Annotated in this window: 25 protein-coding genes and 1 tRNA gene; 15 read left to right on the top strand and 11 right to left on the bottom strand. The window is 60.7% G+C overall.

Annotated elements, in window-relative coordinates; translation table 11 throughout:
- The first annotated feature begins 188 nt into the window (after window positions 1–188).
- Together rimO and VCJ09_RS07360 are read left to right on the top strand one after the other, a co-directional pair.
- Window positions 189–1,511, top strand: coding sequence for a 30S ribosomal protein S12 methylthiotransferase RimO (gene rimO / locus VCJ09_RS07365; protein WP_324733766.1), 1,323 nt, complete (start codon window positions 189–191; stop codon window positions 1,509–1,511).
- 73 nt (window positions 1,512–1,584) lie between these two features.
- A complete protein-coding gene (locus VCJ09_RS07360) occupies window positions 1,585–1,944 on the top strand; it encodes a thiol-disulfide oxidoreductase DCC family protein (protein WP_324733765.1) in 360 nt (119 codons plus the stop codon).
- 16 nt (window positions 1,945–1,960) lie between these two features.
- Here VCJ09_RS07360 and VCJ09_RS07355 read toward each other — a convergent pair whose 3' ends face one another.
- The 4 genes from VCJ09_RS07355 to nirK all read right to left on the bottom strand — a co-directional run bounded on the left by VCJ09_RS07355 (window position 1,961) and on the right by nirK (window position 7,277).
- Entirely contained in the window at window positions 1,961–4,192 is a 2,232-nt protein-coding gene (locus VCJ09_RS07355; protein WP_324733764.1) for a glycosyltransferase, read from the bottom strand.
- A 235-nt stretch (window positions 4,193–4,427) separates the two neighbouring features.
- Window positions 4,428–5,048, bottom strand: coding sequence for an SCO family protein (locus VCJ09_RS07350; protein WP_324733763.1), 621 nt, complete (start codon window positions 5,046–5,048; stop codon window positions 4,428–4,430).
- On the bottom strand, window positions 5,041–5,856 hold the full coding sequence (locus tag VCJ09_RS07345) for a formylglycine-generating enzyme family protein (RefSeq protein WP_324733762.1): 816 nt from the start codon (window positions 5,854–5,856) through the stop codon (window positions 5,041–5,043). The genes VCJ09_RS07350 and VCJ09_RS07345 overlap by 8 nt, the downstream gene beginning before the upstream one ends.
- On the bottom strand, window positions 5,853–7,277 hold the full coding sequence (gene nirK, locus VCJ09_RS07340) for a copper-containing nitrite reductase (protein WP_324733761.1): 1,425 nt from the start codon (window positions 7,275–7,277) through the stop codon (window positions 5,853–5,855). The genes VCJ09_RS07345 and nirK overlap by 4 nt, the downstream gene beginning before the upstream one ends.
- Before the next feature lie 453 nt (window positions 7,278–7,730).
- Between nirK and VCJ09_RS07335 the strand changes: the two genes are divergently transcribed.
- The 9 genes from VCJ09_RS07335 to VCJ09_RS07295 all read left to right on the top strand — a co-directional run bounded on the left by VCJ09_RS07335 (window position 7,731) and on the right by VCJ09_RS07295 (window position 13,922).
- On the top strand, window positions 7,731–8,459 hold the full coding sequence (locus VCJ09_RS07335) for an oxygen-binding di-iron domain-containing protein (RefSeq protein WP_324733760.1): 729 nt from the start codon (window positions 7,731–7,733) through the stop codon (window positions 8,457–8,459).
- 261 nt (window positions 8,460–8,720) lie between these two features.
- On the top strand, window positions 8,721–9,341 hold the full coding sequence (locus VCJ09_RS07330; protein WP_324733759.1) for a hypothetical protein: 621 nt from the start codon (window positions 8,721–8,723) through the stop codon (window positions 9,339–9,341).
- Window positions 9,342–9,644: 303 nt separating this feature from the next.
- The gene (locus VCJ09_RS07325) at window positions 9,645–9,971 is read left to right on the top strand and encodes a DUF2025 family protein (RefSeq protein ID WP_324733758.1); all 327 of its coding nucleotides are present in this window, start codon (window positions 9,645–9,647) and stop codon (window positions 9,969–9,971) included.
- Between the two features lie 206 nt (window positions 9,972–10,177).
- Entirely contained in the window at window positions 10,178–10,306 is a 129-nt protein-coding gene (locus VCJ09_RS07320) for a hypothetical protein (protein WP_256573141.1), read from the top strand.
- Between the two features lie 85 nt (window positions 10,307–10,391).
- Window positions 10,392–10,796 carry a GNAT family N-acetyltransferase gene (locus tag VCJ09_RS07315; protein WP_324733757.1) on the top strand — a complete coding sequence of 135 codons (405 nt, stop codon included), beginning with the start codon at window positions 10,392–10,394 and terminating at the stop codon, window positions 10,794–10,796.
- 145 nt (window positions 10,797–10,941) lie between these two features.
- Window positions 10,942–11,985, top strand: coding sequence for a GGDEF domain-containing protein (locus tag VCJ09_RS07310; protein WP_324733756.1), 1,044 nt, complete (start codon window positions 10,942–10,944; stop codon window positions 11,983–11,985).
- A gap of 204 nt (window positions 11,986–12,189) precedes the next feature.
- The gene (gene msrB / locus VCJ09_RS07305; RefSeq protein WP_324733755.1) at window positions 12,190–12,696 is read left to right on the top strand and encodes a peptide-methionine (R)-S-oxide reductase MsrB; all 507 of its coding nucleotides are present in this window, start codon (window positions 12,190–12,192) and stop codon (window positions 12,694–12,696) included.
- Window positions 12,697–12,698: 2 nt separating this feature from the next.
- Window positions 12,699–13,373 (top strand): peptide-methionine (S)-S-oxide reductase MsrA, encoded by a 675-nt coding sequence (gene msrA / locus VCJ09_RS07300; RefSeq protein ID WP_324733754.1) that lies wholly within the window; start codon window positions 12,699–12,701, stop codon window positions 13,371–13,373.
- A 120-nt stretch (window positions 13,374–13,493) separates the two neighbouring features.
- A complete protein-coding gene (locus VCJ09_RS07295; protein ID WP_324733753.1) occupies window positions 13,494–13,922 on the top strand; it encodes an abscisic acid-deficient protein Aba4 family protein in 429 nt (142 codons plus the stop codon).
- Window positions 13,923–13,925: 3 nt separating this feature from the next.
- On the opposite strand, the gene VCJ09_RS07290 is transcribed toward VCJ09_RS07295, so the two are convergent.
- The 3 genes from VCJ09_RS07290 to VCJ09_RS07280 all read right to left on the bottom strand — a co-directional run bounded on the left by VCJ09_RS07290 (window position 13,926) and on the right by VCJ09_RS07280 (window position 16,149).
- The gene (locus VCJ09_RS07290) at window positions 13,926–14,267 is read right to left on the bottom strand and encodes a hypothetical protein (RefSeq protein ID WP_324733752.1); all 342 of its coding nucleotides are present in this window, start codon (window positions 14,265–14,267) and stop codon (window positions 13,926–13,928) included.
- Window positions 14,268–15,087: 820 nt separating this feature from the next.
- A tRNA-Thr gene (locus VCJ09_RS07285) sits at window positions 15,088–15,163 on the bottom strand.
- A gap of 143 nt (window positions 15,164–15,306) precedes the next feature.
- Complete coding sequence (locus VCJ09_RS07280) at window positions 15,307–16,149, bottom strand: CvfB family protein (protein ID WP_324733751.1); 843 nt, start codon at window positions 16,147–16,149, stop codon at window positions 15,307–15,309.
- 323 nt (window positions 16,150–16,472) lie between these two features.
- On the opposite strand from VCJ09_RS07280, the gene VCJ09_RS07275 reads away from it, so the two are divergent.
- Entirely contained in the window at window positions 16,473–16,661 is a 189-nt protein-coding gene (locus VCJ09_RS07275; protein WP_177345175.1) for a hypothetical protein, read from the top strand.
- Window positions 16,662–16,863: 202 nt separating this feature from the next.
- On the top strand, window positions 16,864–19,080 hold the full coding sequence (locus VCJ09_RS07270; protein ID WP_324733750.1) for an LTA synthase family protein: 2,217 nt from the start codon (window positions 16,864–16,866) through the stop codon (window positions 19,078–19,080).
- An 18-nt stretch (window positions 19,081–19,098) separates the two neighbouring features.
- Here VCJ09_RS07270 and VCJ09_RS07265 read toward each other — a convergent pair whose 3' ends face one another.
- Complete coding sequence (locus VCJ09_RS07265; RefSeq protein WP_407693018.1) at window positions 19,099–20,250, bottom strand: PQQ-dependent sugar dehydrogenase; 1,152 nt, start codon at window positions 20,248–20,250, stop codon at window positions 19,099–19,101.
- A 101-nt stretch (window positions 20,251–20,351) separates the two neighbouring features.
- Window positions 20,352–21,074 (bottom strand): substrate-binding periplasmic protein, encoded by a 723-nt coding sequence (locus tag VCJ09_RS07260; RefSeq protein WP_324733749.1) that lies wholly within the window; start codon window positions 21,072–21,074, stop codon window positions 20,352–20,354.
- Between the two features lie 458 nt (window positions 21,075–21,532).
- Between VCJ09_RS07260 and VCJ09_RS07255 the strand changes: the two genes are divergently transcribed.
- Window positions 21,533–22,513 carry a zinc-dependent alcohol dehydrogenase family protein gene (locus VCJ09_RS07255; protein ID WP_324733748.1) on the top strand — a complete coding sequence of 327 codons (981 nt, stop codon included), beginning with the start codon at window positions 21,533–21,535 and terminating at the stop codon, window positions 22,511–22,513.
- A 313-nt stretch (window positions 22,514–22,826) separates the two neighbouring features.
- On the opposite strand, the gene VCJ09_RS07250 is transcribed toward VCJ09_RS07255, so the two are convergent.
- A complete protein-coding gene (locus tag VCJ09_RS07250) occupies window positions 22,827–24,179 on the bottom strand; it encodes a DEAD/DEAH box helicase (protein ID WP_324733747.1) in 1,353 nt (450 codons plus the stop codon).
- 174 nt (window positions 24,180–24,353) lie between these two features.
- Between VCJ09_RS07250 and VCJ09_RS07245 the strand changes: the two genes are divergently transcribed.
- Window positions 24,354–24,764 (top strand): anti-virulence regulator CigR family protein, encoded by a 411-nt coding sequence (locus VCJ09_RS07245; protein WP_324733746.1) that lies wholly within the window; start codon window positions 24,354–24,356, stop codon window positions 24,762–24,764.
- On the opposite strand, the gene VCJ09_RS07240 is transcribed toward VCJ09_RS07245, so the two are convergent.
- Window positions 24,734–25,432, bottom strand: a complete 699-nt coding sequence (locus VCJ09_RS07240; protein WP_324733745.1) for a cupin domain-containing protein — start codon at window positions 25,430–25,432, stop codon at window positions 24,734–24,736. The genes VCJ09_RS07245 and VCJ09_RS07240 overlap by 31 nt on opposite strands.
- Window position 25,433 lies beyond the last annotated feature (1 nt).

Below are 25,433 nucleotides of genomic sequence, written 5' to 3'. Positions count from 1 at the left end.
GCTCAACGCAACACCCGCCCGCGCCCACCCAACAGTGCAGAATTTCTTGGCGAATCCACTGCCAGCGCCCGCTAATTGCCTCGCTCGTCCAAGAGTACTGGCGAAGTTTGCGGGGCGCCGCTAGAATTGCGCACTTTTTGATCAGCGGCGCCTCCAGCGCCCATCCTTCAAAGTCTGAGGTTCGCCGCATGTCCACCCCCGCCACGCCGAAAGTCGGATTCGTCAGCCTCGGTTGCCCGAAAGCCCTGGTCGATTCCGAACGCATCCTCACCCAACTGCGCATGGAAGGTTACGAAGTCGTGTCGACCTACCAGGACGCCGACGTGGTGGTGGTCAACACCTGTGGCTTTATTGACAGCGCCAAGGCCGAATCCCTCGAAGTGATCGGTGAGGCCCTGGCCGAAAACGGCAAGGTCATCGTCACCGGCTGCATGGGCGTGGAAGAAAGCGCGATCCGCAACGTGCACCCCAGCGTGCTCTCCGTCACTGGCCCGCAGCAGTACGAGCAAGTGCTGAATGCCGTGCATGAAGTGGTACCACCGAACAAAGAACACAACCCGCTGATCGACCTGGTGCCACCGCAAGGCATCAAGCTGACGCCGCGCCACTACGCCTACCTGAAGATTTCCGAAGGCTGCAACCACAGCTGTAGCTTCTGCATCATCCCCTCGATGCGAGGCAAGCTGGTCAGCCGTCCGGTCGGCGAAGTGCTCAGCGAAGCCGAGCGCCTGGTCAAGGCCGGGGTCAAGGAGCTGCTGGTGATCAGCCAGGACACCAGCGCCTATGGCGTGGATATGAAGTACAAAACCGACTTCTGGAACGGCCAACCGGTGAAAACCCGCATGACCGAACTCTGCGAAGCGCTCTCGAGCATGGGCATCTGGGTGCGCCTGCACTATGTCTATCCGTACCCGCACGTCGACGAGCTGATCCCGCTGATGGCCGCCGGCAAGCTACTGCCGTACCTGGACATCCCCTTCCAGCACGCCAGCCCGAAAGTACTGAAAGCCATGAAGCGTCCGGCCTTCGAAGACAAGACCCTGGCGCGGATCAAGAACTGGCGCGAGATCTGCCCGGAACTGACCATCCGCTCGACCTTCATCGTCGGTTTCCCCGGTGAAACCGAGGAAGACTTCCAGTACCTGCTCGACTGGCTGACCGAAGCCCAGCTCGACCGCGTCGGCTGCTTCCAGTACTCCCCGGTAGAAGGCGCATCGGCCAACCTGCTGGATAACCATGTACCCGATGACATCAAACAGGATCGCTGGGATCGCTTCATGGCGCATCAGCAGGCGATCAGCGCCGCACGCCTGCAGTTGAAAGTCGGCAAGGAGCTTGAGGTATTGATCGACGAAGTCGACGACCAGGGCGCCGTAGCGCGCTGCTATGCCGACGCCCCGGAAATCGACGGCAGCGTGTTTATCGCCAGCACCGAGGTCAAACCCGGAGACAAGGTGCGCGTACGCATCGTCGACGCCGACGAATACGACATGTGGGCCGAACTGATCTAAAACGCCGCGCCCCTCGCTCGAGGGGCGCGCGCTTCTTCTAAACTGCTAATAAACGCCCAACCAGGCCAGCCCCATGGCCAGACTCAAAGTCTATTACGACGGCGCCTGCCCGCGCTGCGTGGCCGATCGTCGCCGCTATGAAAAGCTGCGCACGCTTAGCGACGACAGCGTGGAGTGGCTGGACATCACCGGCAAGGCAGAGCAACTGCGTGCGGCCGGCATCGACCCGCACCTGGCACTGACTGAACTGCACGTCGAAGATGCCCAAGGCCGCATCCACCGCGAACTGGACGCCTACATCCTGCTGATGGCGCGCACCCCTGCCCTGCGCCCGCTGGCCTGGCTACTCGGCCTGCCCGGCCTCAAACCCATGTTCTCCTGGAGCTACCGCCACTGGGTGTTGCGCCGCCTGCACCAGGAAGGCCGACTGTAGCAGTGCGCAAAATCCATCAGCGCCATCGCCCGCCTTGCTGGGTACGCGAAGCGGCCATGACCGTGGCGTAGACCTCCTTGACCCCCGCCGCGAACTGTTCGATGGAGTGCTCCTCGGCCACCAACAGGGCATGGTTGGACATTTCTTCGCGCAGCCGATCATCCTCGAGCAGCAGGATCACCCGCGCGCACCACTGGCCAATATTTTCCGGCGTCTTGAAGCCGTTATAGCCCTGCCTGACCACATCATCGATACCACTCGAGCGTACCGCCACCACTGGCAAGCCGGCAGCCATGGCCTCCAGAACAACCATGCCCTGGGTCTCCGATTTTGAGGCGAACAGAAACAGCTCGCCCAGCCGGTAGTACAGCGCCATGTCCTCTGGCGGGACGGCGCCGAGCAACCTGAAATGACGACCGAGACCCAGCTCGTCGATACGCCCGTGCAGCCGCTCGCGCTGATGACCATCACCGATCATCAGGACCAGGAAGGGCCGCTCGGTCTGCCCGCGCAGACTGGCGATCGCATCGATCAGGAAATCGATATTTTTTTCATTGGAAAGCCGCGAAACACTGATCAGGACCTGCTCCTCGCCAATGCCCAGCGCCGCCCTCAGGCGGGCGACTTGCTCCCCTGTCACTTCGTGAAAGCGCCGGTAGTCGATGCCCGTGGGTTGCACGAAAACGGGCGTCTTCACGCCGATCATGCGCAAATATTCTTCGGCGGAGTTAGTGGGCACGATCACCGCATCGCATTTATTGGCAAAGCGCTTGATCAGCGCATGGGAGATCAAGTTGCGGAAGAGCGTGCCAGGCAGCGGCACGAAGTGAGCATAGTGTTCCAGCCGGGTGTGGTAGGTAAAAACCGCCGGCACCCGCAGCCGATGCGCCAGCAGCAGACCCAACGAGCCGAGCCAGAAAGGATGGTGCAGGTGGATCAGGTCGGGACGAAAGTCTCTGACCGCCTGACCGATACGCCTTAGAAAAATATTGGCCAAGCGGAGTTCCCGCTTCTCGCCCATGGCCAGGAGCGACGGCACCCGGACGACATGTGCCTCCTCGCGCGGCTGATCCCGATATCCTGGCGCGATGACCAGAACAGCGTTGCCCATGGCGTCCAGCCCTCGCCGCAGCCGCTCGATCGAGATGGGGACACCACCGATGAAAGGCAGGTAGTTGTTGGTGAACATCACGACCCGCAGCGGTTTCTCCACCCAGGGTGAGGGATCCAGATCGAAATTCGGGTAATAGTCGCGTTCGGCGAAGGCCAGCGTGTAGAGCTTGATCGCGGCGATGGTCAGGCCGCAGACCAGCAGGATGAAGTTCAGGTAACCCACGTAGAACAGCGAATAGATGAAGAACCAGAGACTCTCGAGTTGCTTGAAGAGCGGGTGCTGGCCCACGTCGAGACGCTGCAACTGGATACCGATGCCCTGTGCAGATACCGACACCTGCACATAGTGATGAAAACTGGCCTGATCGCTCAGGAGCAGACCACCCGCCCCGCCGCTGGTGATAAACCGGGTATTGCCGCGCCGCTGCTCGGAAAACAGAGGCAGGTTGGCGGCAAATATCGCATCGATAGGGTGTTCAGCGAACAGCCCCAACAGCGCTTCACGGAACGCTGCGGGCTGCAGGTAATCCTGTTCGTCGGCAAAGCGGGCAGGCACTTCGCCGTGCAGCAGCGGCTGGCCGGTAAAGACAAAGGTTTGTTGTGCATCACTCTGACGCAGGAGATCCCTGAGCCAGAGAATCTGCCAGCGCCAAGGCGTTTTACCGGTGCTGTCGAGAAAGATGAAGTGGCTGCTGCCGGCGCGGAAGCTGAAAAAATGCGGGCCGAAATGCTCGTAGAACCGATAGCTGCCGAACGCTTGGTATTCATGGGCGCCAAAGGTCAGCAGATAGGGCATCTGCAAATGACTCAGGGTGCCGTGCAACGCCCGGTACTTGTCCTCGCCGCCACCGCTGACCGCGTTGCCGGCGGAGATGATGAAATCGACGCCGGACGCGTTGAGCATGGGAATAATCCGTCGCTCGAAAATGCCTACGGAATTATTGATATTGCCCACCACCGCGAAACTGAAGCTATTCCGGCTCTCCAGCCGCGCCTGAATCGCCTCTATCTGGCCGGTGTGCTCGGCCTCGAAATCAGACAGCACAACGTTCAGATAGGCCTTGTAGCCCAGCAGCAGGCAGACAATCAGCACATTGCAATAGAAAAGGATCTTGAGTGGGCGGCGCACTGTCATTGAGGACTGATCCGGCTACGTGCCTGGACGCACTGCTCCACCGCCCAGCTGATGATTGTGCCGCGAGCGAGGGCGACAAATAGCCCGTGCAGCCTCGCCCACCGCCAGGCGACTGGGCAGCAAAATCCTGCAAGGTTGAGCCGCCTACGATGCGCTAAGCATAGACGGCCGCAGCCCCATCATGCAGAAGGCTCAACGGCGCGAGCGGGTAAAGTCAGTGCTTGCGCCTCATGCATCACTGCAAAGCCTGACGAATCTCCGAAAGCAGGGCCTGGTCCGCGACGGGCTTGAGCACTGTGCTGCTGGCAATAACCTGACCGGACGCACTCAACAAGCTGACCCTGGTGTTGTGGCTTATTTCACCATTGTCCAGCGCCCGATACTTGATCTTCAACACCGCCGCCATGGCCCGGGTTTGCCCCTCATCGGCCGCCACCGCCAGGCGGAAAAACCGCTCATCGAGCTGATGCGTGTGACTCATGTGTGCCAGCGAGGCCGGCGTGTCGTGCTGCGGATTCAGGCTGACCATCAGCACCTTGAGCGCACCCTCCTCGGGCTGGAGCTCGGCGATGGTGCGCTGCAGGCTCTGCATGAGCACTGGACAGGCCGATGCACAATCACCATAGAACATGGTGACCAGCAGCGGCTTGCCAGCCATTTCACGCCAATCAAAATGCTCGCCCTGTGCATCGGTGAGGGGCATCGCCAACCCATACAAGGAGTCAGCGGGCACGCTGGCGAGCGCGGCATTGACAGGTGCCTCCTGCGCCCACGGCATTACTCCGGGGGTCAGCAACAAGACAGCGGACAACAAGGCGCCAGGCAGCGCCAGTCTCAGACGTTTGACGCTATTCATTAGGGGTTCCCGATAAATGAGGGGCGGGGTCACGCGCGCAGCGAAAACCCAGATAGTTGCCGCCCTGATTGGCCTCCATGGCCGCCAGCAGGGACAAACGAATCAGAACCGCGTAGTTGTTTTTGTCGCTGAGCGACAGCGCCGCGCCACCGCAGAACGCCAACTGTTTCTGCTCGCCCTGAGTCCGACTGTCGGCGCTGACGAACAGACCATTGAAGTCCTCGACCCACTCCCACGTCAGTTCATGCAGATCATGGATGCCGTAGTAATTGGCCGGTTGCAGACCTATGGCTTGGGGCGGCTGGCTGGCCGGCCGCGAATACCAGGAGAGAATTCGCGCCAGCCAGACCGGATCCCCCCGCGCATCGGCGCGCTGCTCGTCGGCGGCGGCGGCAAACTCCCACTCGTACCAGGTTGGCAACCGCGCCTGTTCACTTGCGCAGTAAGCCTGGGCGGCATGCCAGCTAACCTGGGTTACCGGTGCGCCTGCCTGCAACGGCGCAAACACCAGCGGCCCAGCCCACAGCGCCAGATAGTCCGCGCCCGCCAGCACCCCAGGCACCGTGCCGCGCCGCCACTGCGGGTGTGCCTGGAGAAACTCAAGGTACTCGGCATTGCTCACCAGCGTGCTACGCAGCCAGAACGGCTGAATGCTGGCCGGCGAGCTTTCACCATCGGCCGGCAACACGCTGCGAAACTCACCACCCTCCAGCAACCGGTAATCGGCGGCCCACGTACTGCCGGCGATGGCCGTGCCGCACAACAGCACGGCACGAATCGCCCAGGCGCACGTCAGCGTCAGGTTCACAACTTCTTGATCTGACGCATCTTGCTGACCATCTCCGGGGTCAGCACGGACTTGCCTTGGTTCAGTGCCACATTGATGTAATTGATCACCGCAGAGACATCGTTGTCGTTCAGATCTTGCGGCGGCATCACACCGTTGTAGCGCTCACCATTGACCACCAACTCGCCACTGCGACCGTGCAAGACGATATAGGCCATTTCATACGGCCGTTCCTGGAAGAAATCGGAGTCGGCCAACGGCGGGAACACCCCGGCCACACCCGTACCATCGGGCAAGTGGCAAGCCGCACAAACCCGCTCATAAACGGCCTTGCCGCGCGTCAGCACTGCATCGCCAGCCGGCACCTGCGGCGCCTCAACTTTGGCCACGGCTACTTGACCCGTTACCGCAGGCAAAGGCTTCTTCACCCCTTCGCCATAAATTTCCGGCTGTGGAGCACCACTGACAGCCAGCAAACCTACTGCCCCCTTGTTGAAGGCACGGGTCAACGAGTGGTCGACGAGGGTCAGGTTGCCCGGCACCTTGGGTACGAATTCGACAATAGTCGAGCCGCCTGGGGGCACCATGGTGGTTTGCACATTTTCCTGATAATGGCTACCACCGTCGCTGTACACACGGTCGAAGATCGCGCCTATCACATGAAAACTGGAGGTCAGGTTGGGGCCGCCGACGCCGAAGTACATCCGGACCTTTTCACCGATGTTGGCGGTCAGCGAGTTCTCGCCAGTGAGGGCGCCATCGGCACCGTTGAACAACACATAAGTGGGCTTTTCATCGACCGCTTTCTGCATGTCAAAATTCTGCAGACCCTCGGCGCGGTATGCACCCGAGGTGTAGAAATCGCCCTGCATTACATAGAGTTCACGGTCAACCTTGGACATGCCCTCTTTGGGCTCGACCAGGATCATGCCGTACATGCCATTGGCCACGTGCATGCCCACGGGCGCCGTGGCGCAGTGATAGACATACAGCCCGGGAGACAGGGCTTTAAAGCTAAAGGTCGCTTCATTTCCCGGCGCAATCAGGGTTTGCTCCGCGCCGCCACCCGGGCCGCTAACGGCATGCAAATCGATATTGTGCGGCAGTTTGTTGCTGGCCAGGTTCTGCAGATGCAGTTCGACAGTATCGCCTTCACGCACACGGATCATTTTGCCCGGCACGGTGCCGCCAAACGTCCAGAACATATAGCGCGTACCGGGCGCTATTTCTTTCTCGACCTCTTCCACGGTCAGATTGACCACCACCCGCGCCGGACTTTTACGGGTAATTGGCGCTGGTACCGCCGGGGGCGCGACCAGCTCCTGAACGATCACCGGCAGATCCGCTGCGGTCGCAGCGACTGCGGCTGTCGAGGTTAGTCCCAACAGGCAAGAAGCCAGCACGAATTCCGTTATTGCTCGTGTGTAAGTACGTTCTTTCATGTGCCTGTCCTCACCCTCACTGGCAGAAGTATTGATAAATCCAGGCGAAATAGTTGCATACCTAACGAATTGTTGATTGACCATGATCAACGCCCTGAAAATCAGTTGAAATACTGATTGCAGCGGACCGGAGCATGAAGAAGGTAGTTTTTCCGAGCGCTATTCGTCCCTGCATTCAGGCGGGCAGTATTTCCCGTCGCCGATTTCCAGCCCCCAAACAAGCTGCAGGGGCATGGTCGCCCCCTGCCAACCCCATACCCGGAACAAGCCAATCCGGCTTCGCCGTGGGCTGCAGAAGACAGAGCTATAGTTGCTGATGACATCGTTCTGGCGTGCAGCCGGCCAGACAAGCGGCGGCAGGACGGACGTTCGTTTACCACGTCGCCGCGCCAACTTCTGATGTGTGCGGACGGTTACCGTCCAGCGCGGCATCCAGGCTAATGGAGGCTTACCATGACTTCAGTCAGCGAAATTGCGCCGGATTTGTATCGCCTATCAACCTACGTGCCGGAAGCAAACCTGCAGTTCAACCAGTTCCTGCTACGTGACGAGCAGCCCTTGTTACTGCATACCGGCATGCGTGGCCTCTTTCCATCCGTCAAGGAGGCCGTGGCTCGCCTGATCGACCCGACGACGCTGCGTTGGATCGCCTTCAGTCACTTCGAGGCCGATGAGTGCGGCTCACTGCGCGAGTGGCAGACCCTGGCGCCAGAGGCCTGCGCCCTGTGCAGTTTGGTTGGCAAGGTGGTGAGTGTCGACGATGTGGTGGCCGCCAGGCCGGCTCAGGCGCTCGACGACGGAGAACTGATCAGCACCGGCAAATATCGTTTGCGCTTCCTGCGTACACCGCACGTGCCCCACTGCTGGGATGCCGGATTGTTCTTCGAGGAAACCCAAGGCACCCTGCTCTGTTCCGACCTCTTCCACCAGAACGGCGATGTCGAGCCGATCACCTCCTCGGACGTGATCGGCAGGGCCAGGCAAACACTGCTGGACTATGAGAACAGCCCGCTCGCCGCCTACATGCCTTACACCCGACAAACCGCGCCGACGCTGGAGCGCCTGGCGCAACTCAAGCCCAGTACGCTCGCGACCATGCATGGTTCGACCTTTACCGGCAACGGTGAACAAGCTATCCGCGACCTCGCCGCTGTCCTGAAGGAAATTCTCGACACAGATTGACCAGCCGGATTGGTATGGCTATCACCCTCTACCCCCGTACTCCCTGGTGACAGGATTGTCGCCTGCGACCAGCAAGGACAAGACACCCAGGGTGAACACTCAACCGCTGACTTCGACCGGACTGGCCAACAATTTGCGTCGTCAAGCGTACAAGAGGGCTTCGATCACACTCAGGCTTGCTCGAAGCGAGTAGAATGCGCGCCCGTCGCGCTTGGAGCGCGGGTTGGCCACACATGGACGCTGTCATCGAGGAGTTTTATCTTGCGCCTACTCATCACCCTGGCCACCTGCCTGTTGCTCGGCGCCTGCGCCGGGAACCCGCAGTCGACCTATGAACACGCCGTGCGCTCGGCGCATGGCCCGATCGCCAAAAGCAATCTCGAAGCCACCCATAATGTCCAGGCGATCCCCCTGCCATTGAATCCCGGACTGCTGCCGCCAACCTGGCAGATCGGCGCGGATCAGCCGCGCCTGGACTTCGGCAGCTCGATCTCCAATTATCGGGTGTTCTCCCTGGAACTGAAAAAGGGCGAGCGCTATGCGCTCAACGTCAATTCGCTGTGCCACGACGCCTGCCTGGGCTTCAACAAGTTCGCCCTCAAACCGCGAGCGCTGCTGCTCGACGCCTACGGCACGGTGATCGCCAGCCAACCAACGCGCGCCACCGGCGTAGTCGGCCAGGTCAGCCTGGGCTGGGATGGCGAAGCGCCGGAAGATGGGACTTATTACCTACTGGTGGCTGCGGACAATGAAGACATCGGCAAAACCATCGTGATCGACAACATCTGGATCAACAATTCACCATTGATGGCGATAAATGTCGGCATGCACAGCGCACCTTTCGGCCAGATCAGCGCCTTTTCCACGTCCAAGGACCAGTAAAAATAGCGCCTGCCGGGCCTGCCCCCCGGCAAACAGCCGCCCTGCCTACCCGCTCGCCGCCGCGCCTCGTATGGGCGCCAATCAGGCAGCCGAACGCCTGCAACACAGTGGTTAACCCTGCGCGCCGCACATGGCAGCATTCGACGGTAGTGCTAGCCGGCCAAAACCAACATGCACCTCGCCAGCGCGGATTCACGGCTAACCGTCGGCCTATTGATCAGAAGCAAGGCACGTTGCGCGTAACGCCTTAGCCTGTAGCGACCACCCCCAAGGGTCTAAACAGTCGTAACGCGCGAGGTTCATATGAGTATCACGTCCGCCAGCATCTGCGAGGCTGCCGACCAGCTGCAGGGTTTTGTCGGTTTCAATGCCAGGACCGGCCAACATATCGTGCGCTTCAGCGAGGATTCTTTAGGTCTGGATGTGCCGCAAGACAGCATCACCCCGAGCTGCGAGTTCGTCTGGGCCGCCGGCCAAGATCAACTGATGACCCTCAAGCGCGAACGCCTGCAATTGCTCCTCGACCTGCGCATCGACGAACGCCTGAATATCGGCGAACCGCTGCGGGTGTATATGCAGCGCCAGGATCTAGCGGAGATCACTGCCGAACGCCTACTTCGCCACGCCTGACGCCGTGACGCCGGCCCAATGCCCTCGAGCAACAAACAGATTGGAGTACCCAGGGTGCGCGGCCTTACCGCGCGACTGACCGGCTATTGTTCAGTTATGGGCGTAGACTTTGATCCATGCAGGCTCATGCAGTTGGGAGGTGCTAATGACTGAAACCCCTACGCTCCACGCAGCACTCAACCGCAATCTAGACCGAGGTTAAGATCATGAGCAAAGGCATGGACTCAAAGAAACAAGCGAAAAAGAAACCGCTTAAAACCGCGCAAGAAAAGCGCATGACGAAAAAGGGTAAACACGCCGATAAAACTCTGCTCGGCAGCCACGCAACCGTCTGAACCAATCGCCCAACAGCAGGCCAACGACCTGCTGTTGGGCAGATAAACGCCGAACCCGCCACTCTCGCTAGACGACTTGCCCAGCATGGACGATCTGCACTGCCGTGCCCTACCTGTCCCATTGCTACCGCTGGTGGATGAGTTCTATCGCGCCCATCGCTCCCCCATGCGCGTCGACCGCCAGGCCCAGGTGTGGGTCATGCAACACACCGAAATTGTCGCCGCCCTGTGCCTGCGCCCGCTGACACATGGGCATTGGCTTAGCGGCCTGCTCGTCGCACCGAGCCAACGCCGCCAAGGGCTGGCGCGCCAATTGATCGAACAGGCCCTGGCACTTACCAGCGAACCGGTCTGGTTGTTCTGTCACCCCGAACTACACAGCTTCTATGCAAGCCTGGGCTTTCTGCCCGGCACCAGCCTACCCGCGGCACTCGCCGAGCGGCTGTCGCGCTATCAGCGCAAGAAAAACTTGATCGCCCTGTGCCGTTAGCGAGCACACTGACCACAGCCTCGGCAGACAGATGCCGCACTATTTATCAGCTTGGCGTAAATGCTGGCACTTTGTTCAGCTTTTGCCCTTGCCGGTTCAGGCAAAGCTCTGCATCCTTCCGCCATAACAACGACAAGAGCCTTTCATGGCCAGACTGACTCAGCAACTGCTCAAGCGGCTGCGCAATGACTTCCAGTTGTCCATCATTACCCTGATGAGCCTGTTCGGCATCATGGGCATCTCGCCCTACGCCGTGTATCGACTGGCCGAAGGCAATTACCTGGTCAGCGCCGCCGACACCACCATCGTGTTCTCCACCGTCTGTGCCGTGCTCTATGCCTGGCGCACCGGCGACACGGTCAAACCCGGCATCTATCTGGCGATCATTTTCTCACTGGGTGCGACGCTGATCGCCATCAACTTGGGGGTCAACGGGCTGTTCTGGATCTACCCACTGATCCTGTTCAACTTCTTCATGGTCTCCCCGGGGAAAGCCATGGTGGCCACCGTATTGGTGCTGTCGACCCTGGTCGGCTACGCACTGCTGGTACCGGGCACGATATTCGAGAGCAGCTACCAGATGATGTCGTTCCTGGTCACCGGCCTGTTGGCCAGCGTCATGACCTTCATCTTCGCCTACCGGACCCGCAGCCAGCGCGACCAGTTGCAGATCCTGGCGATCCAGGATCCGCTGACCGGCGCGCGCAATCGCCGAGCGATGAATGAAGAACTGAAGATCGCCGTGTCCACCCATCGCCGGCACGGCAACAGCTATGGCGCACTGGTGATGGACCTGGATCACTTCAAACAGATCAATGACAGGTTCGGTCACCAGGCTGGCGATCAGGTGCTGGTGGCCTTTGTCGACCTGATCAAGTGCTGCTCACGCCAGGAAGATCGCCTGTTTCGCTTCGGCGGCGAAGAATTCCTGCTGCTCTTGCCCAACACCGACGAACGCGGCCTCAAAACCGCGTCGACTCATCTGCAACAGCAAATCGCACAAAGCCTGCCAGGCCCGGGCGGCCCCGTGACCGTCTCGATCGGCGGCGCCATCCTGCGCGACGACGAGCACTGGGAATCCTGGCTGGAACGCGCCGATCAATGTCTGTATCAAGCCAAAAGTGCCGGGCGCAACCGCACCATCATTGATGGCGCACTGCACAACCCAGAGCAACTGCCCGCACAATAGCGAGCCGGCCGCACGAACAGGCCCTGCATCGGACACAGCGCCTCTGGCGAAACACTTGCTCTCGCAAGTACGCTAGCGCTGTAGCTGCGTCCCGTCCCGGCCATGAGGATGACGCGCCCAATCACGCGCAAAAGATCGGCCTGCGGCTGTAACAAGCCGAGCCTCAGCCAGTCTATTGAACACATCACCGCGCAGAGAACAGCCATGAAACGTCGTTCATTCATTCAGGGCATGGCCTTGTTGCCCACCCTGCCGCTACTCGCCAGCCATGCACCGTTCAGCCAGGCCGCGACTGTCGTGCCGCTGGACAAAGCGCACAGCGAGTGGCGCGAACTGTTGTCGCCAGAGGCCTATGCGGTCCTTTTCGAAGAGGACACCGAACGGGCAGGCAGTAGCCCGTTCAACCAGGAAAAGCGCGCGGGCACCTACATCTGCGCCGCCTGCTACTTGCCGCTGTTCGACAGTCAGCACAAATTCGAAAGCGGCACCGGCTGGCCCAGCTTTACCCAGGCGATTGCCGGTAACACCGAATTCAAGCGCGACTTCAAACTGATCTTCCCGCGCACCGAATACCACTGCGCTCGCTGCGAGGGACACCAGGGCCACCTGTTCGACGACGGCCCGCAGCCTCGCGGCGAACGCTGGTGCAACAACGGTGTAGCGTTACGCTTCATCCCCCAGGGTGAAGCCTTGCCCGCCCTGAGGAGTTGAACATGACCACTACGCCCCTACTCTGGCTCTCCCGCGGGTCGCAGAGCGCTGCCGCGCTGCTCTTGGCTGGGCTACTCAGCGCCTGCGGACCGACCTCGGCCGAAACGACCCAGGCCGCCACACCAATGCCGAACGACGCCAGCACACAGGATGCAGGCGTGGCGGTATTCGCCGGGGGCTGCTTCTGGTGCACCGAGTCGGACTTCGACAAGGTGCCCGGCGTACTGTCCACCACCTCCGGCTACATCGGCGGCACCGTCGACAATCCCAGCTATGAACAGGTATCGGCCGGCACCACCGGCCATATCGAAGCCGTGCAAGTGCACTATGACGCCAGCAAAACCAACTACGCCAAGTTGCTGAAAGCTTACTGGCCAACCATCGACCCCATCACCGCCAACGCCCAGTTCTGCGATCACGGCTCGCAGTACCGCAGTGCGATCTTCTCTGCCAACGCCGAGGAACAGGCTCAGGCCCAAGCGTCGAAAGCCGCGCTGCAAGCCTCCGGGCGCTTCAAGCAGGAGATCGTTACCGAAATACTGCCGATGACCACCTTCTATCCGGCCGAGGACTACCACCAGGACTACTACCAACGGAACCCGCTGCGCTACACCTACTACCGCAACGGCTGCGGCCGCGATGCACGGCTGGAAAAGCTCTGGGGCAAGAAGCACTGAAATATCGAGCACAGCCGGCGAATCGCCGGCTGATGCCGAGGTATTCAGATATTGATTAGAAGCGGCAACGCGCTCGCGCATCGGCTAATTTGATTCCCTTCCCGTTCGCGAGCAGCACTTATGACACCCTTGAAGCCCTTGTTCAAACTGGCCACGCTGATCGCCTTTGGCGGCTGGCTGCTGCTGGTCTGCCTACCTTTCTGGCAACTCACCGACGAAGTGGTACTGGGCGTTGTCGTGGTGCTGCTCGGGATGATCTACAGCGGGCTATTGCTCGCGGCAATGCGCCAGCGACCGGAGCCAGGCAGCGGCAGGCCAGGTTTCTTCAGCCTCGGCGGGGTACTCGCACTGCTGCGCCAACCCACAGCCGCGCTCGCCGCCTGGGTGCATATCCTGGCGTTCGATCTGATGGTCGGTTTGTATATCCGCAGCGAAGGCGCCATTGCCGATATCAGCCACTGGGCCCTGTTGCCCTGCTACCTGCTGACCCTGATGTTCGGCCCGCTGGGCCTGCTGGCATTTCTGGCGCTGCGTTACTGGTTGGCCTAGCGGCTAACGACTGCGCTGATAGTGCTGGCTGCTCTGCCCGGGCAAGGTCTGCACCTCATAACCGCCGGGATACTCGATGCTCTGACGAATAGCGCCACGGCTTTCGCTGGACTGACTGCCGTATTGGCTTTGATAACGCCTGAGCACACCATCGCCCGGCAAGCGTTGACCGCCATACAGGTTGTGTTGCTCATAATATTGCGAGCCACCAATGCTGCCGCTGGCACCTGGACTGATATAGGTTTTCGGGATCACCCGAATCGTCTGGGGAGCCTGCGGCTCGGCGCAAACCTGAGCCGCCAGCACCAGCCCCAGCATAACGGCAGTGCATGTGAATCGCGTCATAACCACCTCTACGTCCCGAATAGCGGGGCAAGCCTAGCTAATGAGGCAGCTGGCTGGCTCACAGGTTCAAGCACCTGCCCAATAGCGGGCAGGTGGTGTCGCGCAAGATGAGAGGAATAGCCCCCATATTTACTGGCCCGCAAGATATTCAGGCATACCAGCACAGGCTGCGGGAGGCGATATCGAGTATTTTTCGATCAGCTCTTTTTGTCGACCGCCCTGAACGTACTGTCGACATGGCATATGACTTTTCCCAGACTGAAAAGGCCTATCATTAATCAGATCCCGCCAAGGCAATCCTACTCACCCGCCTCTACACATACCCATCCAACCATTTCACGCCATAGCGGTCAGATGCACTGAGTTCACCCAAAGGATCGGAGACATTTATGCTCAAGCACCTGTGCGCCTTGGCCCTTGCAGGCCTGATCGGCATAACCGCTGGCTGCGTCTATCACGACCATGATCGCGGTCATGACAGATCCAGGGACAACGACAGAGACTCGCGGCATGATCGCGATCATGATCGTGATGACCGCGACCACAAAAAACGCGGTCATCGTTGAGGTGAGCCCCGCCACCCAGCGGGGCTTTTTCGTGAAGGTCTGATTTTCAGGTCTCACTCAGAGTGAGACTCGCCATGCCGAAAGCCAGAACACAGAAGAAAGTCATACTCTCAGGGTTGCCCATGAGGCAGTGTTTGCCGCTGCGGCTAAGGTGGTTCAGATGTCCAGCGTCGGTGAAATCGAAACGGGCAATGAACGGGGGGCACACGACATCCATGTACCCCCACACATACCAGCTAAGCACTTGATTTTATTGGTGCCGTTGAGAGGAATCGAACCCCCGACCCCATCATTACGAATGACGTGCTCTACCAACTGAGCTACAACGGCAAAATGCCTGGGCATTATTCAATGGAGTCTAAGGCCGCTCGAGCAGGTTTTCAAAAAACTGGCATCCGGCGCCCACCTCGACCACTCTCTCGCGTCCGCTGTCAGAGCACAAGCCAGCGCCCCGCAACTGCGGGGCAGGCGCCTTACTTGGCGGGCAACTCAATGCGGTCGTCGTGAATCACGATGCGACCCTGTTTGTACAAGCCGCCGATAGCCTTCTTGAAGTTGCCTTTGCTGACGCGAAACAGGGCGCTGATGGCTTCTGGCGAACTCTTGTCATTGAGGGGCAGCACGCCATCGTGCTCGCGCAGCTTGGCCAGGATCTGCTCGCCCAGGCTGCTCGCCGCTTCCTGTCCAATCGCTTGCAGACTGAGGCTGATCTTGCCGTCTGCGCGCACTTCCTTGATGAAGCCCTTCTCCTGCATGCCGCTGCGCACGAACTTGAACAGTTCGTTTTTGTGGATCAGGCCCCAGTGCTTGCCGTTGATGATCGCCTTGAAGCCCATGTCGGTGGACTCGACCACCAGCAGATCGACTTCCTGACCCGTCGTGTAGGTGGCCGGCACGGTGTCCAGGTAACGATCCAGGCGCGCAGTGGCGGTGATGCGCTTGCTGCGCTTGTCGACAAACACGTAGACCACGCAGTAGTCGCCGACTTGCAGCGGTCGCTTTTCTTCCGAGTGGGGCAACAGCAGATCTTTCGGCAAACCCCAGTCGAGGAATAAACCGACGCGGTTGATATCCACCACTTTCAGGCTGGCAAATTGGCCGACCTGCACTTTCGGTGTTTCTGTGGTGGCAATTAACTTGTCATCGCTGTCCAGGTAAATGAATACATTCAGCCAGTCCTCCACCTCACTTGGCGTGTCTTTAGGGATATAGCGCTTGGGCAGCAAGATTTCGCCGTCCGCACCGCCATCCAGATACAGACCAAAGTCGATGTGTTTCACGACCTGCAAACTATTCATTCGTCCAATTACAGCCATGGTGCCCTACCCTCTTTGCGAGCCGGACATTCTACCTGAGTTGCGGCCTGGATTCTCGACGCCAACACGTGAACGCGCAGGGCCTCGCCAGGGAACCTAGAACCGAACCGACCAGTGGAGACCACCCGCTAAGCAAACCGCTGGACGGCGCATTCCTCTGACAGAAACTTGATAAACAATGACTTACTCAGCGCCATCAGCGCTATCCACACCCTTGGCCAGTCACTGACCTAGCCGCAATTTGAGTTGCCAGCGTTATTTACCAAGCATTTGTCAAGCCGTTCATGTACAATCTCTGCCCAAATTAATTTTTTAATAGGTTAATGGCCGCCATGCGTGTAAAAGCATCAAACAGCAAGCCCAAACCAGCTCCCGCCGTTGAAACCAGCGCCTCGATTGATGCGCAGATCGCCGCCTTCTTGACCTCCGGCGGTGAAATCCAGCAGATCGCCAAAGGCGTCAGTGGCCAGGTCTACGGCGCGTCCAAGCAGATCACCATCGGCAAGAAATAGCCGAGTTCCCTTAGCCCCGCAGCGCTTTGCTCCCCCAGACAAGGCGCTGGGCTAATGCTTCATCCCTCCCCTCTATTTCAGTGTATTCAACTGCCCCTACTGGCGGTTAGCACAAGCATGTTTCAGAATCATGTCTAACTGCGCTCCGCGGTGAATTCGGCATTGCCGTCGATCAGTTGTGACAACTGCTTCTGGAGTATCCGTGCGCCCATTCAGCCATTGGCTGCAGCACCCGGCCAGCGCCTCGCTGACATTGGCCCTGGTATTGATTGTGATCCCACTGGCCAGCCGCTACGGGCTGGGCTGGTCGAACCCGTTCGGTTATCTGTCGGATCTGGCCGTCGGCAGCCTGCTGCTGATCCTGCTGCATGGCCGCAGTTGGTTGTTGCGCCTGCCGGTGCTGCTGGCCTGGGGCATCTTCAGTCTGAGCAACGCTGAACTGATCAGCGCAGTCGGACGCATGCCCGAGCCGGCGGACCTGCACTACCTGGGCGACGCCCAATTCGTCCGCCACTCGACCCAGGGCGCGGGCCTCAGCCACCCTTGGTTAGCCCTGACCCTGACGTTCGGTATCGCCCTGCACCTGCTGCTGAGCAGGCGGCCAAGCGCGCCGGCGCGGCAACGCCTCAACCTGGTCTGGCTGCTGGCCCCGCTGTCATTGCTGCTGACGCATGCCATCTACCAGTACCGCAGCCCCAGCGAAGCCGCCCAATGGCTGCAATTCAACCTGCCGCACAAGATGCTGGCGGAAAGCCTGAGCGCCGGCCAGTTGCGCCTCGCGGACTGGCTGGCCGGCGACCAGCCCGCCAGCCCACCGGACATCCGCACGTTCAACCAGCTCGACCTCGCCGGCATACCGCTGCTCGACCACCCAGGGCAGGCGCGCAATGTGCTGATCATCACCCTGGAAGGCATCCCGGGCGCCTATATCGACGCCAGCCGCAAGGCCCTGCACAGCAGCTACCAGCAAGCGCTGATGCCGCGGCTCAGTCAGTGGGCCGAGCGCGGCATGCTTACTCCGGACTATGTGTTGCACAGCCACCAGACCATTCGCGGCCTGTACGCCATGCTCTGCGGCGATTACAGCAAGCTCGACTCCGGCACGCCGAAAGGCCTCGAACTGCTCGGCAACCCCAAGCGCAGCGAGCAGTGCCTGCCGGCGCAGCTGCGCCAGCGCGGTTTCAGCACCCATTACCTGCAAGGCGCCGGGCTACGCTTCATGGCCAAGGATCAGATCATGCCGCGCATGGGCTTCGACCAGACCCTGGGGCGAGACTGGTTCAAGAACAAGCCCTACCTGGACTTCGGCTGGGGTGTGGACGACAAGACCTATTTCGAAGGCGCCCTGGACTATGTGAAGCAGCTGCGCCAGCAGAAACACCCCTGGATGCTCACCCTGCTCACCGTCGGCACCCACCAACCCTACTCGGCGCCGCAGGACTACCTCGCCCGCTACCCGACCGCCAAGCAAGCGGTGGTCGCCTACCTGGACGACGCCGTGGCGGACTTCCTCACCGGGCTGGAGAAACAGGGCGTGCTCAAGGACACGCTGGTGCTGATCACCTCCGACGAATCCCATGGCGTGGAAAACGTACGCCTGGCGTCGGCCTGGGGCTTCAACCTGCTGCTGGCGCCGGAACAGGCACAACTGCCGGCGCTGAAGAGCGGCGTCTACGGCCACGTCGACCTGACGGCTTCAGTGCTCGACTATTTCGCCCTACCGATACCGGAAAATATCGCCGGCCGCTCGCTGCTGCGCGACTACGCCAGCGGGCGCGCCATGCTGTCCTACACCAACGGCATGCTGCGCCAGCACGACGGCCAGGGCACCTTCACCGAATGCGACTTCCAGCAGGTCTGCCGGCGCTACGCCAGCACCGGATTCATTGCCGATAGCGCGGCCTACCTCGGCCGCATCAGCGGCCGCGAGGCGCGCCTGGTCAGCCAGCGCGCCGCCCTGCTCGACCAATCCCTGCGCAACGGCCAGGCGCAACTGCACTACCAGTTCGCCAACCGCAGACCCATCAAGCTGAAACGCAAAATCGGCGACGACTGGGCGGACAGCCTGGTCGGCGCCCAGTACCTAGAGCTGCCCCGCGGCACGCGCACCACCGTCACCCTGAAAGTGCGCGGCGTGGGCATGGATAGTGGAGGCGCCACGCTGCAGTTGAAAACCAAGGAATTCGAGCGCGACGTGGCCTTGTCGGTCCCCGAACTGCCGCGCCTGACCCAGGACCAACCGATTGAGGTCAGCTTCAGCTTCAACAACCTGGCCGCACGCAAGGCGTTCTCCTTCCACCTGCTCGGCGAGGGTAAAGGCGCCATCGAGATCCTCGATTTCAGCGTGACCAGCAGGCCGCTGAAACCCAAGCTGTTGGCGGCCAAGACCGTCGAGAACGACGCCCAGAAGACCCGCTGAGCGACGTCAGCCCGGCGCTTACTCCTGTGGCTGCAGGGCCAGGCGCAGCAACTCTCCGCTGCGGGCGTCGGTCAGCACATAGAGATAGCCATCCGGCCCCTGGCGCACATCGCGGATGCGCGCATCGAGCTGCTCCAGCAGACGCTCCTCGTGCACCACCTGATCGCCGCGCAACTCCAGGCGAATCAACGCCTGCCCGGCCAACGCACCGATGAACAGGTTGCCCCGCCAGGCGGCAAAGCGCTCGCTGTCATAAAACGCCATGCCGCTGATTGCCGGCGACTTTTCCCAGACATAGTGCGGCGGTTCGGTTCCGGCGACCGCCTTGCCCTGGGCTTCCGGAATCGCCAGGAACGAATAGTTGACCCCATGGGTGGCGAGCGGCCAGCCGTAGTTCTTGCCGGCTTGCGGGATGTTGATCTCATCACCGCCGCGCGGGCCATGCTCGTGGGTCCATAACTGCCCGGTCTGGGGATTGAGTGCGGCCCCTTGCTGGTTGCGATGGCCGTAAGACCAGATTTCCGCTCGAACGCCTGGCTGGCCGACAAAGGGGTTGTCGGCCGGTACTTTGCCGTCCGGGTGCAGGCGCACCACCTTGCCTTGCAACTTGTCGAGGTTCTGCGCGGTCGAGCGCTGGTTGTTTTCGCCCAGGGCGACAAACAAATAACCGTCGCGGTCGAACACCAACCGCGAGCCAAAATGCGCGCCGCTGGACAGCTTCGGCAGCTGCCGGAAGATCACCTCGAAACCTTCCAGCTTGCGCTTATCCAGCGACAACCTGGCGCGCCCGACCGCGGTACCGCTGTACTCACCGTCGCCGGCCTCGGCATAGGACAGATAAACCAGACGATCCTGGGCAAACTCGGGCGACAACGCCACATCGAGCAAGCCGCCCTGGCCTCTGGCATAGACCGCTGGCACCCCTCCGATCGGCTCGGACAGCCCACCCTGCAGGTCAACCAGGCGCAAACGCCCAGGCCGTTCGGTGACCAGCAGGCCTTGTCGCTCAGGCAGAAAGGCCATGCTCCAGGGATGCTCCAGCCCCGCGACCAGCTGGCTGACCTGCAGGGTGCCCTGTTCGCTGGGAAATTCACGGACCGGCGCGGCAGCCAGCGCTGACATCTGGACGGCGGCCAAACCCAGAATCACCAGCATGCGGGTGCGCAACATACTTCTCTCCTTAGCGTCGGATAGTGGCGGAGCCGGATGGCCGAGTCATGCAACCGCGCAGCCGGCTTGCAGCCCAGCGCGCATTACTTTAGCTGTCGAGCTCAATACATCGCGTAACGCCGCTCGATTGCGCGGTACTCGCCATTCGCGTGAATGGCCGCCAGCCCGCGATTGAAGCGGTCGCGCTGAGCCTCACGGCGGAAGCCGACCTGATAGGGGGTGGCTGCGAATATCCGATATTCGCTCAGTGGCTGGCTGACATCGACCTGATCGAGCACTTCACGATTGAGGTAGCGCAGGATCCGCATATCCGCCACCACCACCTCGATCCGCCCGCTGTAGAGCAGGCGGTTACGCGCGATCTGCTGCGCCTCTTCGCGATAACGCGGGTTGTTCTGCGCCATCCGCTGAAATTCGCTACCGAGCAAAAATCGTGCACGTTGAAAGGCGCTGACCGAGTAATTTTCCAGATCGGCAATCCGCTCGATTTTGTAGTTGCGCGCGCGCAATGCCAGGGCAACATTCTGGTAATAGATATGCGGCTCGGAATAGAAGGCATCAATGCCGCTCCGCTCGTTAGTGGTGGCAATGGCGTCGATTTCGCCACGACGCAGGCGCAGATGCAGGCGCTCCATGGGCGCATAGGTGACTTGAACCGTGAAGCCTGCATGTTTTGCCGCAGCCACAACTATCTCGTATTCCAGCCCACGTGCTTCGCCTTGAAACACATAAGGCGGCTTGTGCGTTCCAATACCCAGGCGCAGCGGTTCGGCCGCGATTGCGAAACTGAACCAGAGCAGCACCATTCCCCACATCCACTGCATGCCAATCTCCTTCGTTCCGCAGACGTACAGCATAACCGGGCAAAATTGTGAACGGGTAGCCAGGTGCGGCCCTCAGGTGGCCGCAACCCATGCAGCGGCCAAGGTAATGGATTGCATGAGGCTGGCCGGTTCGTCGAGATTGTCTGCCTGCTCGCCCGCTACAATTCTTCGGCGGCGGCGAAAGGTCTGTCCGCACTGTCATGGACTTCATGCGGCAAGCGCTCGATCAGATCCCCGTTGCCAGTCATCTCATCCTCTCCAGTCAGCGTATTGCTCGATCAATGCCGGGCACACGACGCCCTGTAGATCCGACCCACAAGAGCAAGCCAAGGTTCACGGACGCTGGTGCAGAAGCCGAGGGCAATCACCACCATCGATTTAACGGCATTCGTGCCGCCCTACCCACTCGGGTCTAGACTCTGTCCTCTTGATGCGCCGCGACCAACCGGAGAACCTTCATGCTCAAAGCCGAATACCAAAGCCGTGGCCCCGTGCCGCAAGACGTGATCGAGGCCGTCGATCTGCAACTACCAGCACCTGCCGTGGGCCAGGTACGGATCAAGGTGGAGGCCGCACCGATCAATCCTTCCGACGTGCTCACCCTGACCGGCGAATACGGCATGCTGCCGCCGCTGCCGGCGATTGGCGGCAACGAAGGGGTCGGCCGCATCGAGGAGCTGGGGCCCGAGGTGAGCAACCTGAAGGTCGGCCAACTGGTACTACTGCCGGTCGGCTGCGGCACCTGGGTCAGCCACCTCAATGCACCGGCGAACAAGTTGATCCCGCTGCCGGAAGGCGACCCGGTGCAACTGGCGATGCTGACCGTCAACCCGCCGACTGCCTCCCTGCTGCTCAGCGAGTTCGTCGACCTCAAGCCGGGCGACTGGGTGATCCAGAACGCCGCCAACTCGGGCGTCGGCAGCTACCTGATCCAGCTGGCCAAGCTGCGTGGCTTCAAGACCATCAACGTGGTGCGCCGTGAATCGGCAGTGGCTGGCGTGCCGGCCGAAGGCGGTGACGTGGTGCTGGTGGATGGTGCCGATCTGGCCAAGCGCGTGCGCGCGGCCATCGGCGGCGAAGCCGTGCGCCTGGGCATCGATGCGGTGGGCGGCGAGTCTACAGACCATCTGGCCGCGAGCCTCAGCGAGGGCGGCGTACTGGTCAACTACGGCATGATGAGCCGCCAGCCTTGTCAGGTCTCACCGGCGTCCATCGTGTTCCGCGACGTGAGCCTGCGCGGCTTCTGGCTGGCCAAATGGTTCCAGAAAGCCACCCCGGCCGAGCAGATGAAGGTGTTCGGTGAGCTGACCCAATTGATTGCCAGCGGCAAGTTGCAGACCCGCGTGGCCGCCACCTATGACGTCAGTCAGATCAAGGAAGCGGTGGCCGCAGCGGCCAGTGGTGGACGCGACGGCAAGATCCTGATTGTGCCGAAGTAAATGGCTCTGTACCCGTTAGGTGTTGTATCACCAGGCGCGAATTGCCTGCGGTCCGTAGGCTCGGGGCGAGCTTTCGCTATATCCGCGAAACGATCAGCAGGCAGCCCTGCGGGCTGCATTCGCCGCGGGGTCGCGCCTCCTACAAGAGATCGCGCAGGCAACACGCAATGGGGACATAGCCAAGTAAATTGGGCTAACAGCGTGGGTCGGGTGGCGATCCGTTTCAACCCACCGCAGACCGTAGCCCGGATGCAATCCGGGGAAAATGTTCGAAGCACTCAACACTCTCCCGGATTGCATCCGGGCTACGGATTTACTCAGCCGCAGGCGTACGACGCTTAAGCGGCGCCAAACCATCCTGGCTGACCAACTCCGCCGCTGCGACCTTGGGCTTGTTGATGGTATTGCGCTTGCTTGGCGCCTTGGCGGCCGGCTTCTTCGCAGCAAGCTTCTTGCCGGTCTTGGGGTCGACCTTTTTCTTCTTCGGACCGACCGCCTTGCCAGACGCCTTGAGGTTCTTCGGCCCCTGGTAGATGCCTTTCATATCCTTGATATTGCGCCGCTCGAAACGCTGCTTGAGGTAGCGTTCGATGCTCGACATTAGCGACCAGTCGTTGTGGCAGATCAGTGAAATCGCCAGGCCTTCGGCACCCGCACGGCCGGTACGGCCAATGCGGTGCACGTATTCGTCACCCGAACGCGGCATGTCGAAGTTGATCACCAGATCCAGACCGTCGACATCCAGACCGCGCGCGGCCACATCGGTGGCGACCAGGATTTTCACGGCGCCTTGCTTGAGACGGTCGATGGCCAGCTTGCGGTCTTTCTGATCCTTCTCGCCGTGCAACACGAAGGTTTTGAAGTCGTGGGCAACCAACTTGCCATACAGGCGGTCAGCCTGAACCCGGGTATTGGTGAAAATGATCGCCTTGTCGTAGGTCTCGTTCTTCAGCAACCACTCGACCATACGTTCCTTATGGTGGTTGTGGTCGGCGGTGATGATCTGCTGGCGCGTGCCTTCATTGAGCTGGCTGACGCGGTTGAGCTGCAGGTGCTCGGGTTCTTTGAGCACCTTGGCGACGATCTCACGCAAGCTTGCACCGCCGCTGGTCGCGGAGAACAGCAGGGTCTGGCGCGCGGCATTGCACAGTTCGCCCAGACGCTGCACGTCTTCGGCAAAGCCCATATCGAGCATGCGGTCGGCTTCGTCGAGGACCAGCACTTCCACTTCATCGAGTAGCAGGTTGCCGGCGTTGGCGTGTTCGATCAGGCGACCCGGCGTGCCAATCAGGATGTCGACCCGGCGCAGCATCGCGGCCTGCATCTTGAAATCCTCACCGCCGGTAATCAAACCAGCCTTGAGAAAGGTGAACTGGGCAAAGCGCTCGACTTCCTTGAGCGTTTGCTGGGCCAGTTCACGGGTGGGCAGCATAATCATCGCGCGCACACTCATGCGCGGCGAGGAAGCACCATCGCCTAACAGGCGATTCAGCATCGGCAGGACGAAGGCCGCCGTCTTGCCGCTGCCGGTCTGCGCCGTCACCCGCAAATCCCGCCCTTGCAGCGCCAGCGGAATAGCCGCCAGCTGCACCGGGGTGGGCTCGGTAAAGTTCAGCGCAGCCACGGCTTTCAGCAGACGTTCATGCAGGGCGAATTGGGAAAACACGGAGGTAACCTCGACGAAAAACGGAAATCAGCTGTATAGCGTAACGGTTTCCCGCGCTGCGGCCGAATTTCTTTGTGCCGATCCGCACAGAGCAGGCATTTCGACACTTGAAAAAACCGCCATTAAAGCGCTCAAATCAGGCCGTACAACCGCCCCAAAGCCCCGGAGAATTGCATGCCCAACCCGTCTCGCAGCCTGCTGATCTGTAGCGCCCTGACCATCGCTCTGGCCACGCAAAGCGCCATCGCCGCGCCGAAAACCGATAGCAAGCATGGTACTGGCCATGACAGCGACGTTAGCGTCCACGTCAATGGCCCCACCATTGATATTGGCCGCGTGCGCATCGTGCTGGGCGACAACCGGCAACTGATCGGCCCGACCCGCTCACTGCCGCCAGGCATCGCCAAGAACCTGGCACGCGGCAAACCACTGCCACCCGGCATCGCCAAGAATTTCAACAGCCGCGTGGCCAGCCAACTGCCGCACTATGAAGGCTACCAATGGAAGCAGGCCGGCACCGACGTGGTGCTGGTGGCGATTGCCAGCGGGATTGTCTACGAAGTGCTGAGAAACGTACTGGACTGATCCGTTGCACTTGCTTCTACAAGATGGCCGACTTTTACATAAATCAGACAACCGTCACGGGAAAACGGTGTGTGCGTTGAGCCGTGCGGGTTACGCAGCCAGGTGCCGGCGGGATAGTCGCCGAACTCATCCTGAAATACCCCCTCCAGCACCAAGATTTCTTCCCCACCCAGATGCCGGTGGGCATGGAACTCGGTGCCTGGCGCCCAGCGCACCAATGCCGTGTGCACCGTGGCGAAGCTGGCCAGTGGCAAGACCCTCAACCCCGGCACCAGGCCTGGCTGCCATTGCGCCTTGTGCGTATCGATACGCAGTGCTTGCTGATCCTGCGGCTCCTGATAACACAGCTTGACGAACAACAGGCAGCCGTCTGGACTGGACGGCGCATGGCTGCTGCCGGGCGGATTCTTCAGCCAGTAGCCGGCTGGATAGGCGCCATGTTCATCGGCAAAGACACCTTCAAGCACCAGAATCTCCTCGCCGCCCGGATGCTGATGACTGCGGAACTGCGAACCCGGCGCGTAACGCACAATCGAGGTGGCGCGCCCGCTTTCCGCGGCAAACCGTTCCAGCGGACGCCGTTCGACGCCAGGCAATGGTGAGGCCTGCCAGTCGATAGCCTGGATATCGAGCACTACACGCTCGGCCAGGTCAGCATGGATCTGCATG

The sequence above is a fragment of the Pseudomonas paeninsulae genome, from assembly GCF_035621475.1.
Taxonomy (GTDB): Bacteria; Pseudomonadota; Gammaproteobacteria; order Pseudomonadales; family Pseudomonadaceae; genus Aquipseudomonas; species Aquipseudomonas paeninsulae.
The sequence above is the reverse complement of the archived record's forward strand: the minus strand, read 5'-3'. Positions and strand labels throughout refer to the sequence as shown.

Excerpts from the sequence above, each read along its gene's own strand:
- rimO (WP_324733766.1), top strand. The coding sequence starts at position 189 with ATGTCCACCCCCGCCACGCCGAAAGTCGGATTCGTCAGCCTCGGTTGC.
- VCJ09_RS07360 (WP_324733765.1), top strand. The coding sequence starts at position 1,585 with ATGGCCAGACTCAAAGTCTATTACGACGGCGCCTGCCCGCGCTGCGTG.
- VCJ09_RS07355 (WP_324733764.1), bottom strand. The coding sequence starts at position 4,192 with ATGACAGTGCGCCGCCCACTCAAGATCCTTTTCTATTGCAATGTGCTG.
- VCJ09_RS07350 (WP_324733763.1), bottom strand. The coding sequence starts at position 5,048 with ATGAATAGCGTCAAACGTCTGAGACTGGCGCTGCCTGGCGCCTTGTTG.
- nirK (WP_324733761.1), bottom strand. The coding sequence starts at position 7,277 with ATGAAAGAACGTACTTACACACGAGCAATAACGGAATTCGTGCTGGCT.
- VCJ09_RS07335 (WP_324733760.1), top strand. The coding sequence starts at position 7,731 with ATGACTTCAGTCAGCGAAATTGCGCCGGATTTGTATCGCCTATCAACC.
- VCJ09_RS07325 (WP_324733758.1), top strand. The coding sequence starts at position 9,645 with ATGAGTATCACGTCCGCCAGCATCTGCGAGGCTGCCGACCAGCTGCAG.
- VCJ09_RS07320 (WP_256573141.1), top strand. The coding sequence starts at position 10,178 with ATGAGCAAAGGCATGGACTCAAAGAAACAAGCGAAAAAGAAACCGCTT.
- VCJ09_RS07315 (WP_324733757.1), top strand. The coding sequence starts at position 10,392 with ATGGACGATCTGCACTGCCGTGCCCTACCTGTCCCATTGCTACCGCTG.
- VCJ09_RS07310 (WP_324733756.1), top strand. The coding sequence starts at position 10,942 with ATGGCCAGACTGACTCAGCAACTGCTCAAGCGGCTGCGCAATGACTTC.
- msrB (WP_324733755.1), top strand. The coding sequence starts at position 12,190 with ATGAAACGTCGTTCATTCATTCAGGGCATGGCCTTGTTGCCCACCCTG.
- msrA (WP_324733754.1), top strand. The coding sequence starts at position 12,699 with ATGACCACTACGCCCCTACTCTGGCTCTCCCGCGGGTCGCAGAGCGCT.
- VCJ09_RS07295 (WP_324733753.1), top strand. The coding sequence starts at position 13,494 with ATGACACCCTTGAAGCCCTTGTTCAAACTGGCCACGCTGATCGCCTTT.
- VCJ09_RS07290 (WP_324733752.1), bottom strand. The coding sequence starts at position 14,267 with ATGACGCGATTCACATGCACTGCCGTTATGCTGGGGCTGGTGCTGGCG.
- VCJ09_RS07280 (WP_324733751.1), bottom strand. The coding sequence starts at position 16,149 with ATGGCTGTAATTGGACGAATGAATAGTTTGCAGGTCGTGAAACACATC.
- VCJ09_RS07275 (WP_177345175.1), top strand. The coding sequence starts at position 16,473 with ATGGCCGCCATGCGTGTAAAAGCATCAAACAGCAAGCCCAAACCAGCT.
- VCJ09_RS07265 (WP_407693018.1), bottom strand. The coding sequence starts at position 20,250 with ATGTTGCGCACCCGCATGCTGGTGATTCTGGGTTTGGCCGCCGTCCAG.
- VCJ09_RS07260 (WP_324733749.1), bottom strand. The coding sequence starts at position 21,074 with ATGCAGTGGATGTGGGGAATGGTGCTGCTCTGGTTCAGTTTCGCAATC.
- VCJ09_RS07255 (WP_324733748.1), top strand. The coding sequence starts at position 21,533 with ATGCTCAAAGCCGAATACCAAAGCCGTGGCCCCGTGCCGCAAGACGTG.
- VCJ09_RS07245 (WP_324733746.1), top strand. The coding sequence starts at position 24,354 with ATGCCCAACCCGTCTCGCAGCCTGCTGATCTGTAGCGCCCTGACCATC.
- VCJ09_RS07240 (WP_324733745.1), bottom strand. The coding sequence starts at position 25,432 with ATGCAGATCCATGCTGACCTGGCCGAGCGTGTAGTGCTCGATATCCAG.